The organism is Paraglaciecola sp. MB-3u-78, from assembly GCF_002835935.1.
Lineage (GTDB): Bacteria > Pseudomonadota > Gammaproteobacteria > Enterobacterales > Alteromonadaceae > Paraglaciecola.
The window spans coordinates 108,686-121,156 of record NZ_PJCF01000001.1 but is presented as its reverse complement, the minus strand read 5'-3'; the positions used below and the strand labels follow the sequence as shown (position 1 = coordinate 121,156).

General features: G+C 37.9%; 12 protein-coding genes, 1 tRNA gene and 1 riboswitch. Of the genes, 9 read left to right on the top strand and 4 right to left on the bottom strand.

Annotation, left to right across the window (positions count from 1 at the left end; all coding sequences use genetic code 11):
* Positions 1-20: 20 nt before the first annotated feature.
* Complete coding sequence (locus tag CXF95_RS00530) at positions 21-2,102, top strand: spermidine synthase (RefSeq protein WP_101196891.1); 2,082 nt, start codon at positions 21-23, stop codon at positions 2,100-2,102.
* A gap of 6 nt (positions 2,103-2,108) precedes the next feature.
* Here the strand turns inward: CXF95_RS00530 and CXF95_RS00525 are convergent, their stop codons facing one another.
* Complete coding sequence (locus CXF95_RS00525; RefSeq protein ID WP_101196890.1) at positions 2,109-4,220, bottom strand: tRNA(Met) cytidine acetyltransferase TmcA; 2,112 nt, start codon at positions 4,218-4,220, stop codon at positions 2,109-2,111.
* A gap of 197 nt (positions 4,221-4,417) precedes the next feature.
* Between CXF95_RS00525 and CXF95_RS00520 the strand changes: the two genes are divergently transcribed.
* From CXF95_RS00520 to rimI, 8 genes are all read left to right on the top strand, one after another.
* Positions 4,418-5,266, top strand: a complete 849-nt coding sequence (locus tag CXF95_RS00520; RefSeq protein WP_101197125.1) for a hypothetical protein — start codon at positions 4,418-4,420, stop codon at positions 5,264-5,266.
* A gap of 100 nt (positions 5,267-5,366) precedes the next feature.
* Positions 5,367-5,470, top strand: a riboswitch (TPP riboswitch).
* A 57-nt stretch (positions 5,471-5,527) separates the two neighbouring features.
* Positions 5,528-7,639 (top strand): TonB-dependent receptor, encoded by a 2,112-nt coding sequence (locus CXF95_RS00515; protein ID WP_101196889.1) that lies wholly within the window; start codon positions 5,528-5,530, stop codon positions 7,637-7,639.
* Positions 7,640-7,698: 59 nt separating this feature from the next.
* A complete protein-coding gene (locus CXF95_RS00510; protein WP_101196888.1) occupies positions 7,699-7,956 on the top strand; it encodes a hypothetical protein in 258 nt (85 codons plus the stop codon).
* Positions 7,956-8,561: a nicotinamide riboside transporter PnuC gene (pnuC, locus tag CXF95_RS00505; protein WP_101196887.1), complete on the top strand. Its 606-nt coding sequence runs from the start codon at positions 7,956-7,958 to the stop codon at positions 8,559-8,561. The genes CXF95_RS00510 and pnuC overlap by 1 nt, the downstream gene beginning before the upstream one ends.
* The gene (locus tag CXF95_RS00500) at positions 8,558-9,349 is read left to right on the top strand and encodes a phosphotransferase (RefSeq protein WP_101196886.1); all 792 of its coding nucleotides are present in this window, start codon (positions 8,558-8,560) and stop codon (positions 9,347-9,349) included. Before pnuC ends, CXF95_RS00500 begins: the two co-directional genes overlap by 4 nt.
* A gap of 113 nt (positions 9,350-9,462) precedes the next feature.
* A tRNA-Trp gene (locus tag CXF95_RS00495) sits at positions 9,463-9,539 on the top strand.
* A gap of 331 nt (positions 9,540-9,870) precedes the next feature.
* Positions 9,871-10,371 carry a DNA polymerase III subunit psi gene (locus tag CXF95_RS00490; RefSeq protein WP_101196885.1) on the top strand — a complete coding sequence of 167 codons (501 nt, stop codon included), beginning with the start codon at positions 9,871-9,873 and terminating at the stop codon, positions 10,369-10,371.
* A 25-nt stretch (positions 10,372-10,396) separates the two neighbouring features.
* Positions 10,397-10,843 carry a ribosomal protein S18-alanine N-acetyltransferase gene (gene rimI, locus CXF95_RS00485; RefSeq protein ID WP_101196884.1) on the top strand — a complete coding sequence of 149 codons (447 nt, stop codon included), beginning with the start codon at positions 10,397-10,399 and terminating at the stop codon, positions 10,841-10,843.
* Positions 10,844-10,918: 75 nt separating this feature from the next.
* On the opposite strand, the gene CXF95_RS00480 is transcribed toward rimI, so the two are convergent.
* The 3 genes from CXF95_RS00480 to CXF95_RS00470 form a co-directional block, all read right to left on the bottom strand.
* Positions 10,919-11,173: a helix-turn-helix transcriptional regulator gene (locus tag CXF95_RS00480; RefSeq protein ID WP_101196883.1), complete on the bottom strand. Its 255-nt coding sequence runs from the start codon at positions 11,171-11,173 to the stop codon at positions 10,919-10,921.
* A 249-nt stretch (positions 11,174-11,422) separates the two neighbouring features.
* A complete protein-coding gene (locus CXF95_RS00475) occupies positions 11,423-11,668 on the bottom strand; it encodes a hypothetical protein (RefSeq protein WP_101196882.1) in 246 nt (81 codons plus the stop codon).
* Positions 11,669-11,748: 80 nt separating this feature from the next.
* Positions 11,749-12,459: a hypothetical protein gene (locus CXF95_RS00470; protein ID WP_101196881.1), complete on the bottom strand. Its 711-nt coding sequence runs from the start codon at positions 12,457-12,459 to the stop codon at positions 11,749-11,751.
* Positions 12,460-12,471: the final 12 nt, after the last annotated feature.

Below are 12,471 nucleotides of genomic sequence, written 5' to 3'. Positions count from 1 at the left end.
AGTCAACGCCTGTATAATTAATGCAATATTTCATCTCAGTTTTTATTAGTGCCTTTCTGGTTTTTCAAATACAACCTATTATTTCAAAAATCATACTCCCTTGGTTCGGCGGTGGTGCCAGTGTATGGACCACTTGTATGTTGTTTTTTCAATTCTTTTTGTTGGTAGGTTATTTATATGCTTATATCCTGACTAAGATTTTTAAAGTCAAACATCAGATTGTTGCACATCTGGTATGCCTATTATTTAGCTTATTTTTGTTGCCTTACAATATTGCTGATATACAAAATATAATAATAAGCGAGCCACCAACTTGGGGCGTGTTGAAAGTATTGTTTTTTGGTCTAGGTTTTCCTTATTTAATATTATCAGCCAATACACCCCTGCTGCAGCATTGGTTCACCAGAGAAACTCATGGCGCGAATCCCTATAGGTTATATGCCATTTCAAATATTGCTGCATTTTTGGCGCTGGTGAGTTACCCATCGGTCATTGAACCGTTTATGACACTCGATTGGCAAGTTAAGTTATGGTCCAGTATTTATTGGTTATTTGTGCTTTTAGTTGCTTGGATTTTTTTTATAGTTGTTAAGCAAAATAAAAAAGATAGACTTTTTATCCCCGAACACATTATTAATCCTCAGGTAGGTTTTTTTAGACTTATCTTATGGTTTATGTTGTCCGCCTTAGGGGTGGTATTGTTGGTATCAACCACCAATGCATTGACACAAAATGTACCACCTGTGCCTTTTCTGTGGCTCGCACCGTTAGCAATATACTTGCTGACCTATGTGGTGGCATTCAGCAACCTTGGCATCTATGTTCGATACCTTTGGTTACCTTTCTTTATGCTGCTGTCATTTGTTGCCTTGTTAATTTATTTTATAGGTGGGCAATTTGACATCCTTACTCAGTTATTGATTTATCTGTTGATTTTATTGTGTGGTTGTATGATTTGTCATGGTGAATTGAATTCACTTAAACCAAAGCAGGGCAATACAACCTTGTTTTATTTGGCTTTATCTGGCGGTGGAGTTTTTGGTAGTTTTCTCGTGTCTTTTGTGGCTAAAAGTTTGTTTAATGAGTTTTTAGAATTTCCATTAGCGATTTTCAGTGTACTAGTATTGGCTACAGCTTCATTATGGTGGAACAAACAAGATGAGCGTGCTGATGTCAAATCCATTATGGCTGGTGTTGTTGCTAATAGTCATCTTTCAAAATTAGCGGCAGGCAGTGCAGTTGTTGCCCTTGTTTGGTTATTGGCTTTCACTAAACTCAATAGCCAATACCAACAATACGACATTGCTAAGGGGCGAAATTTTTATGGCATACTGTCTGTAAAAGATATTACTGAGGGAAACGTCAATGAGAGGCGGTTAATTGATGGCACTACCTCACACGGTAGTCAATCTTTGCCACTGTCTAAATTAGCAGTGCCTCTTAGTTATTATCGTCCAGGTACAGGTGTACAACTGGTCATTGAGGAGTTGTCTAGCAACAGTAACTTACAAGTCGGGATTATTGGTTTAGGGGTAGGGGCATTAGCAGCCTATGGTAAACTTGGCGATTATTATACTTTTTATGAGCTCAACCCATTAGTCTCAGACTATGCTCATAAATATTTTAGTTACTTGGACAGTTCTAAGGCTGAAGTTGAAGTCAAGTTAGGTGATGCTCGTGTCTCTTTGCAAAACGAATTAGATTTAGGGCAAAAAAATGCGTTTGATTTACTTATCATTGATGCTTTTTCAGGAGATTTAATTCCTACTCATTTGATGACACGTGAAGCATTTTTATTGTATCAGCAGCATATCAATACCCAAGGTGTGGTGGCTTTACACATTTCTAATCGGCATTTGTCACTTTTACCTGTCATCATAAACCATAGTCGAACCTTAGATATGCAGCTTATGTTGTTTGAAACGCCTGGTAATGGAAATGAACATGATGCTCAGTGGGTGGTATTGACAAATAATACTCTATTGACCCAATCACTAAAGTTAAGCTTTAAGCAAACCGTGATAGCTAAGGACCAATATCAAAAGGTCTTATGGACGGATGATTATTCAAGTTTGCTGGCTATTTTAAAGGTCTTTAATTAAAGTCCATCAATGACTTATTAAAATTTTTCCAAAGCTAGTCTTTAATGCTTGTTCGATTTGTTTTTTACCACTTAAATTATATTTTGCACAAAGGTTCTTGTCTTTTAGGTTTTGTAATAGTGCAGCCACCAACAAAGCCTGCTGTTGTGTTTCTATTTTTGAGAAGCAATCAGGATTGGCTATCAGGTACTCTTTTAGTAAACGCTTGCAGGTGAAATATGCCCGTTTCCCTATAGCAAATTGACTAAGTATTGCCATATTGTTAGATGCACCTACATTTACCCTTGGCTCAAACAGTAATATTTGAATAAGTAAGGCCTCAGACAACCATTGAAAATTTTTGTCCATCTGATAAAGCAATTCCTGATAAAAATCTTTATGAATAGAGTCAGATATTTTCAGTGCCTCATTTGTTAAAGGTTTAATACAAATAGCACTGTGCTCGCCACTCGATACCTCAGGTTTTGCGCTGAGTTTAGCAAGCAAAAATCTACTTCTGTACCAAAACCTTAAGATGTCAGTATTGCAACCAAAAGACGTGGTTAGAAACTCAATGTGTTGCTGTCTCGCCTGCTGTTCTACGTAGTCAATTAACTGTTTTCCAAACCCTTTGAGCTGATGAACAGGGGCGATAGCAATTCTGCTTATTCGCCATTGTTGAGTTAATAGGAAGGGGGCAGTGTTATAGGTTGACGTAATGTTTTGCGCAACTAAATGCCCTTTTACACGCCTGCTGCAATCAGCAATATGATTGGAAATTTCACCAAGACAATCTCCCCCTTCTTTGACTATTTGAGCCACCCCAAGCAAAGTGTTACCTCTGCTCATTATAAAACATTCTATTTCAGGAGCGTCTAATAAACGTTGCAAATCATCTTGGCTGGTTTGGTAGTGGGCGTCTATCAATAACCTAAATAGTCCCCCTAGTAATGTTTTGTCTTTGAGTAATTGTGCTTTTGAGAGGTGTTGAAAGTTAATTGATTGGTTCTCTGGCTCAATTGTTTCAATATCTTGTTGTACATTGTGAAACATTGTATTGAACCAGAATTGTTCTAATGTGTCGTGTTTATACCAGCGGATTGGTTGTAACATCTGGAATCTTTTGAAGCTGGGCTTCAGTTGTGAGAGTTGCTTTATAAAGCGCATTTCAAAACCACGACCACTGCCTTCATATCCATGAACCGTTGTACTAAAAACAATACGTGGAAATTTTTTAGCAAGTTTATTCAGGATATGAACAGGAATTGCAGAGGCTTCGTCTACTAATAACAAATCTACCGATATGTCGTCTGATAATAATAAATCGATGGACTTAAAGGTTATTGAACTGGATGCATAAATAACACTATTTTTAGATATTACCGCATTAGGTAATAAACGTTTGGTATGAATAAATACTTGTTCGACACTACGAATATGTGGGGCAGTTAAATATATCGTTTTATCCGAAGTTTGCATTATTTTAGAGGCGGCGATCCCTAAAGCTGAAGACTTACCGCGGCCTCTATCCGCAGTCAATATTAAAGGTCTATTTCTATGTCCTTGGGCAACCTTACAAATGTGCGTTACAGCTATGTCTTGCTCGTAATATCGATCTTTATCTGAGTTGTCTACAACAAAAAGTGCCTTACCAGAAAATTTATCAACAGATAACATTGCGACGGCACTATCTTCGTTAAAGGAAGATATTAAGTATTGAATAAAATAACTTTTTGTAAATTTTTGATGGTAGCCATATGAAATACGATTGAATTGTTCTGGATCCCCATAGTGTGGCCATTCAGATAATTCAGGACACAGAATAATCATTAATCCATGGGCTTTTATTGTGCCACTCAATGCCATTGCTGCGTTGGCTCTAAATCCACTAAAGCAGTTTAGTACCACCCAGTCATATTCGTGACCTAATTTACAGCGGTAGTCTTTTACACTAATATCTTCATAATCAGTTTGAGCATCTGAGATCCATAAAATACTTTGTATATCATTTTTATCTATTAAGGTAACCGCAGCGTTTTTTGTCCATTCCTCTTGGCCTGTTATGACCAACAATTGCCTATGACTTAACTTTGACTGGCGTTGTTGAAACCAATGGAATAACTGTTTGGGTAAATTCACTACAAATTCTTATTTATGACGATTGATTAATGCTTGCTAGTGTAAGCAAACTTATTCAAAAATACGAATGTGGTTTTTAGATAGTCAAGTTACTAACTCAGCTACAAATTCAGTAAAGATCTCCTTTTCAAATATGGAATATTTGCATTTCAGGAGATATATCAATTAAATTTTTAATTTTAAGGAAGATACTTTTGGTGCTTAAATTCGTTTTACTTATAGCTATCAATCTTTTAGTGGCCTGTGGTTCATTAGCTACCAATACTCCAAATTATATGGTGTTAGAAGAGACCAATTTACCTGATGAGTTAAAAGAAACTTCGGGTCTATACTGTCCAGACATGGGGTCAGCCTATACTGTCAATGACTCTGGAAATAAACCTATTATTTACAATATTGACTCTTCTGGGCAGATTATTAACAAACAACTGATCCCTGCAAAAAATACAGATTGGGAGGCATTGATTGGAGATAGCCAATATTTTTATATTGGTGATGTGGGTAACAACAATGGCAAGCGAAAGTTTGTACAGATCCATACAGTGCCTAAACAAGTCAGTAGTAGTAAGACCAATGTCACCACATCTAAGCTATTTTATATTAATCATTTAGTTAAAAATAACGAGTATCTAAATCACGATTACGACGCTGAAACTTTAATTAATTTGGATGATAGTCTGTTTTTATTTTCTAAGAGTTGGAATAGCGGTAACTTATTTATCTACCAACTCAATAAAGTCGAGCCTAACCAGTTTGTTGAACCTATAAATGAGATAAAGGGATTATCAGGTGTCATTACAGGTGGGGATTTTGATAGCACAAATAATCGATTTATTTTGGTTGGTTATGAATTAAACCGGGTGGGAAGTTTTTCCCCTTTTATTACTATTCTTAATCGAGATTTGACCTTGCAGACGTCATTTGGTCTTTCAGGTTATGGGCAAGTTGAGGGAGTATGCGTGGCTCCAAATGGTGAGGTATGGTTTACCCAAGAAGGTTCTTTCTTCTCCAATCAGAAGATAGTAAAACTAAACATTAAGAAATAAATACTATTTTGCTCTTATAAATTTCCATTCATCTATTGCGAAGCTTTATTTGCCTGTTACACTGCCCAAGCTGAATAATAGGTAACTAATCAACCTGTATTTAGCAACCAAGGGGAGCCTTTTAGGCTGAGATTTGAGAAAACACTCATAACCCTTATACCTGATCCGGATAATGCCGGCGTAGGAATGGTCAGACAACTATCCCCATTTACCTGCCGTACAGCCGGATCTTTTCAACCTATAATGAAGAGATCCTTTTATATGAAATTTTGTAAAAAGCCACTGGCTACTTTAATAAGCCTAAACCTAAGTTTAATCAGTACTTATGCATCTGCGCAAAACACTGATGATCAACCGGTTACACCAAATGAGTTAGAACGCATTATCGTACGAGGTGCTTTGTCTGCAACGCCCTTGTTTGAAATGGCTAGCAGCATTTCTGTACTAGACGAACAAGCAATACAACAACGCCAAGCCCAACATCTCGAAGATATATTAAATCGAGCGGCCAATGTAAATTTTGCCAGCGGTGCTAGTCGTGGACGCTTTGTGCAAATTCGCGGAATTGGTGAACGTAGTCAGTTTACCGATCCAATCAATCCTTCTGTTGGTTACCTGGTTGACGGTATCAATTATTCTGGATTGCTCGCCGGCGCAAGTACTTTTGATATCGAACAAGTTGAAATATTCAAAGGCCCAAACAGTGCGCGTTTTGGTGCTGATGGCCTTGCTGGCATGATCAACGTGCTGAGTAAAGATCCCTCAGAGCAAACCAGTATTGACGCCCAATTTGGTGTTGCTAATTACGGTAGTTGGCAAATAGGAGCCGCAGTCGGCGGTGGATTAAGCGATTCCGTTGACTATCGTTTGTCAGTTCACCAAAATACCAGTGATGGATTTGTAGAAAACACTTGGTTGGGACTTGACGATACTAATGGTGTGGACGAGTTAACTGCACGAGCCAAACTGAATTGGCAAGCAACCGAAGACTTGTCTGTTAACACCGTCATTCACTTGATAGATGTGGATAATGGCTATGATGCTTTTTCACTCAACAGAGATAGAACCACCTTATCTGATGAGCCTGGCTTTGACACACAAGAAAGTGAAGCCATTGGTGTAACCCTAGATTATCGAGGTTTAGGCTGGGCTAATGTGCAGCTTCAGAGCAGTTTTATGCAAGCTGATTTAGCTTATGGCTATGATGAGGATTGGAGTTATGTTGGTATAGCGCCAGGCTGGGAATATTCATCTACCGATTATTACTTCCGTGAACGTGAAGACAGAACAATTCAAGCAAAACTAACCAGCAAAACTGATAAAGCCAACACTTGGGTGGTCGGATTTTATTTTGCCGACAAAACAGAAGACTTAACCCGTGAATATACTTGGTTAGCAGGACCGTTTGAGAGCCAAGTGGATCGTGTGGACAGTGCGTTATTTGGTCAATATAAATATGTGTTATCAGATGACCAGTGGATTACTACAAGTTTACGTTTAGCCTCGCAGACACTCGATTATGATGATTCCAATATGATTAATGAAGAACTTAAGCATAATGATTGGGGAGCTGAAATTAGCTATCATCAAAAAGTCGGTGACAGCAGCATGCTTTATCTTAGTCTATTGCGCAGTTATAAAATGGGTGGGGTAAATGGCCAAGCTCTAGGTAAGATTGACGACGAGGAAATTGCTGAGTTCAAACAAGATTTACTCGACAATGCAATTTTTGATGCTGAATCTTTAGTCGGCATTGAATTTGGCATAAAAGGTGCCAATAAAGATGGAAGTTTAGTCCTAGACTTTACCACCTTCTATCAAAATCGTGACGACGTGCAATATAAAAACTCTATTGTTAACGATCAATCTTTTGTGGATTTGTATAATAATGCCGCAGATGGAAAAAACTACGGTATTGAAGTCAGTCTCAATTATATGTTGTCAGATAGTGTAGACACCTTCGTTAATATTGGTTATCTCAAAACTGAGATTAGCGGTATTACGCGTCAAGATGGCAGCACCATTGATAAACGAGACCAAGCACATGCGCCTAAATATCATGTGAATGCGGGTCTAAATTGGCAAGTCGCTGACAACCTAAATTGGCTTATCGAATTTGATGCTAAAGATGAGTTCTTTTATTCCTTTAGTCACGAACAGCAGTCAGACAATATCTTTATCACCCATACTAGCCTCGATTACCAAATTGAAAATTGGCAGGTGAGTTTATATGCTCGTAACTTGTTTGATAAACAATACGCTAATCGTGGATTTTACTTTGGAAACGATCCTCGAGATGAGTATGAAGGCCATTTATATGAACAGTTTGGTGAGCCTCGCCGTGTAGGTATCAACTTTAAATATCAATATTAATAACGATATACCAAGCCGGAGCTGACTTGTCACTCCGGCTGTAATCATAAGGAATCAAGATGAAATTAGTTGTCGAAATATCCATGTATCCTCTCAAAGAACAGTACATAGAGCCAATTCAAGAGTTTATTGATCGTTTAAATACTCATGAGAGTCTCAAAGTAGTGACGTCTGCAACTAGTACTTTAGTGAGCGGGGATTATCTATCCACTATGCAATTGTTAGCCGAAGAAATGCAACGTAGTCATCAAAAAGTAGGACAGGCAATATTTGTCTGTAAGTTTTTAAATGGTGACAAGATGAGTACAGAAATTTAATGGAGCATTTTCTAGAGCAATTGGCCGCAACATCTTTTTTGGAAGGTATTGCGGTGGCTTTAGCTGTGGCGTACGTGTGGCTGGCGGCTAGGCAAAACATCTGGTGTTGGCCCTGTGCCTTGGTCAGCACAGGGATCTACACATGGCTATTTTGGAGCGTGTCTTTACCTTTTCACACTGGACTCAATTTTTATTACTTAATTATGGCTGTTTATGGCTTAATTAAGTGGCGTGATAATCATGGTGATACAGTGTTTGTAAATAGCTGGCCAATATCTCGGCATGTGATATGTATTACAGGGCTGACCATTGGGGCGCTATTATTAACTCATTTTGCGAGTACTGTGTTGGATGCAAATTATATACATTTAGATGCATTTATAACCGTTTTTAGTGTTTTCACAACTGTGCTAATGGCCCATAAAGTGCGGGAAAATTGGTTGTACTGGATTATTATTAATCTCTTTGCAGCCTATCTCTACTTTGCCAATGATTTAGTTTTAACAGGGATATTATTTTTATGTTATACCGGATTTGCGGTATATGGTTTTATGCAATGGCGTATAGAACCCGCTAATGTAGAAGGTCAGACAGACTCCGTATGAGCGATTTAAAGATTAAGCTGGAAGCTGAGTTAGAAAATTTGGAGTTTGTTCAATCAGACTTTCATCTTAACGCTTTAAAAGGGGGAACAATAAACAGTAGTTATCGCCTTGACACATCCAACAAAAGTTATTTTGTCAAAACGTTTGAGTCAGACAAAATTACGTTGTTAGATAGAAACAAGCTGTTTGATATTCAATTGGCACTTGCTGCTAAAGGGCTTGCAGTAAAGCCAATCTATCTTTCAAAGTCACTTGATTTTCAAATTGACCAATGGCTAGATAGCCCCACTTTAGATCAGGCCGATATATCTAATGTAACCATTACCAAAAGCTTAGCGTCTGCGTTATCAATAATACATAACACTAAGGTAAATGCCCCAGAACTAGATTTGCCCAGCCAATGGCAACATTATATGAGTGTGATTGATATACCGATTTCAGCTTCAGAACAACAAATTATCGATAGTTATGGGGTGATTTGGCAACAAGCCTGCTCAACTAAAGCGGTGTTTTGTCACAATGATTTAGCTTTAACTCATGTCACTCATTCTCAGCCCAGTAAAATTTTTGATTGGGAATACTGCGCAATATCTTGCCCGTATTTCGATCTTGCATCATGTATTACTGTAAATGGCTTTAGCCTAACCGATGAAGCTAGCTTATGTGTTTTCTATGCTCAATATAGTGAACAACGTTTATCTGAGGTAATTACTAAAGTAAACATTATGAAACCCCTAGTCGAATTAACCAATAAACTTTGGTATGAGGCTGCTCGTCAGTCAACTTAAGGTACTATTGATGCCGATAGCTCATTAAATGTGCAGTTGTGCGTTAGATGTGTATAGTAAAAGCAAAATCACTTTACCTTTCGTTTCCCGTCAGTATAATTCAGCCGGTCAGCAGGGGTGTAGTTCCAATTGGTAGAACAGCGGTCTCCAAAACCGATGGTTGGGGGTTCGAATCCCTCCACCCCTGCCAAATAATTAAGAATCGGCCTGAGTAGAGCTTTGGTTGTAAAGTAAAAAATGATAATGAAGATAGAGGGTGAGAACGCCCATGGGTTTGACTAATTTTTCTGGAATAAATTAGAACATGCGGAGTATGGCCCCGAAGGGGTGCAAGGCAGGAAGCCTGAAATACAAATCGTCTGGAACGATTTGAACCGCGACAGCGCCGCTTGCGGTCAGTTACTTGGATGTAACTGAGGCAATCCCTCCACCCTTGCCAACTTTTCTCAAACGCAACTTTTTTAAGAGCCACTGATCTTAAACATCACTTATCTAAATTAAATTCATGTTAATCTGTTGAAATGGAAAATACTTCTCATCTTGCATTAAGTGATTATCAATACGCCATTTTGAATGAAATGGGCATATCCTCATGGCAGTTAACCAGTGAACAGCAAACTCAAGTAAAGGTTGATAACCAATCCCCTGAAGTGGTTACTAAGTCATCTGACGTCACATCAAAAGAAGATGCCCTAGCCAAGTTAAATCAACTCAAAATTCAAACGCAAACAAGTGAAGCCACCGAGTCTGTGTTATTGACATTTACCCTAAGCGATACCAAGTTTCAAATGTTTACCGATGTATTAATCGCGTTAGACCTAGACGCTAAGCCTCAAAAACATATTTCAACCGAGCAACTGAGTCACTATTCAGGTTATCCCCTGAGTTGGACACAAGGCGAAAAGGTGAGTTTTAATCATAAACAACTTATTACCCCAGCTTTAACTGAGTTACATCACTCAGATACCAAAAAGCAACTTTGGCAGGAACTACAAAGCGCTTTATCTCTTGCAAAAATTTAACCCAATAGCGGTCGCACTCAGTTAGATGAAACCACAATTTTCCCCATTAACGGCACAAAATAGTGATCCCTATTTTGATTTGCATAAAAAAGGACAGTTTTCACCTTGGTCCCGTAAGATCTTTGAAGATTGTTTAACTAAACCCTATTTTGCTTACTCACTCGACCAAGATAATCAGCCATTAGGTTATTACATTGGTATGACTGTCCTTGATGAAGTGACCTTGATGGATATAGTGGTCAGCGCTGCGCATCAAAGCAAGGGTTTAGGTAAATCTTTGTTGAAACACTTTATGGCACAATGCAACCAGAATAATATTCAGCAAATTTGGCTTGAGGTACGAGAGTCTAATGCAGCTGCCATTAACCTTTATGACAATGCCGGTTTTATTTTGGTCGAACAGAGAGTCAATTATTATCCGAGCGCCAAAGGTAAAGAAGATGCTTTGATTATGTGTTGTTACTTAGGGTAAAAATTGAGTACCTAAAAAGATAATTAGAAATTTATCAATACAATGGGGAGAGGGGGACAAGCCCCCAAATACAACTTAACGACGTGCAGCGGTTACATTTAGATTTTCTGACGTGTCTTGGCGTTCAACTGCTAATTTTACAAACTTAGACGAGTTATAGTTACAGCCCACACACATTGCAATAAATTGGTTCATACTCGGTGCACCAATATTTTTTTCCCAATTTTCGTAAGTCTTACGAGTTTTCACGTTAGCAAGTTTTGCCATTTTAACTGTGGTTAACCCTGCATCAAGACGCATTTTTCTCAAGTCCGCACCATTAATATACATTTTTAATTCCTCTTATCATTATTGAAACAGCAGCAAAGTAGTGAATAATTTTTATTTTTAATCTTTACTTTCATTCTCGATGTTAATCATACAAATAAAAATGTGGATTTGACTCCACGAGGTGAAATAATTTCACTATATTGGGTAAGTTTATGATTCTTATAGTTAAAAGTAAAAAATATGCTTTTTCTGAGCACAGTCCAATGAGGACGGCGAATTTTTGAGTCTGGCTATCTACTAGAAAACGACCTAAACATAGGGTGGTTTTTTCAGTGAAAGGCCAGCTGTCAGAGTATTTTGTGGTGGCTTCTTAATAGAAAGGCCAGCAACTAGAGGGCGTTGTTGTGTTTTTTTATCTAGAATGAACTGGTCGAGTATGATCAAATTATCAACGTTTTTAACATTTTCCATGCTAGATGTACTGTGAGCAAAATAGCTATTGGTTAGACTCATGAAGGCTGTTAAACATAACAGCGTTGGTGTAGAGAGTTTCATCACTTTTCCTAATTATCAATATTGTAGTGGAACAATTTCCACAAAACTGATTATGTAGGTTTTTTGGCCTTAAGGGGAGTCTAAGCTTTAAGTAGTTTGGGAATTAGGCGTTTATAGCTTTCGGTAAATATGGCCCAAATAGTTATTGTTCCGATAATGTGAATAATATAAGAGTAGGAATAATATACGATCAGTATATCGTTGAAGCCTAGTAAGTGTCGTGATAAGTACTCAAAAACCATTGCGGCTTGAAGTATAGTTAGCGCGGCATTAAATTTATAGATAACCCAATCTAAATTTACTGATTCCCCTTTTGTAGGGTAATACCTGTCCACAAAGCTGACTCGGCAGAAAACTAGGTGCCTAATTAAAAGGTTAGAAATCATAATCCATATATACCAATATATTTCTGGGGCACTGTAGTCATTTAAGTACCAGTACAATTCGCTTACAGAAGCTATGATTACAATCGTCGCCACCATTTTTGCTAACCAATCATAACGAAAATAGAAGACTGCATAGAGAGCGGTTAAATAAAATATGACCTTAACCAGATTTTCATCTACCAGTATATTCCAGGCTAAACCTTCCCAAATCAATTGCAAAACTAGAATGATGATGACACTGACTACATTGATATCTTTTCTACAAACCAACCCCGTAAATATTAACAAACTTACATAAATACGGTCGAAAGCTAATGCGTTACCAAAAGTAGCAATACCAAGAAATACAAAAAGCCCTCCGAAGAGGGCTGTAAGAATCTGGGGAAGATAGGCACGTATTAACATAAGCCTAGACTA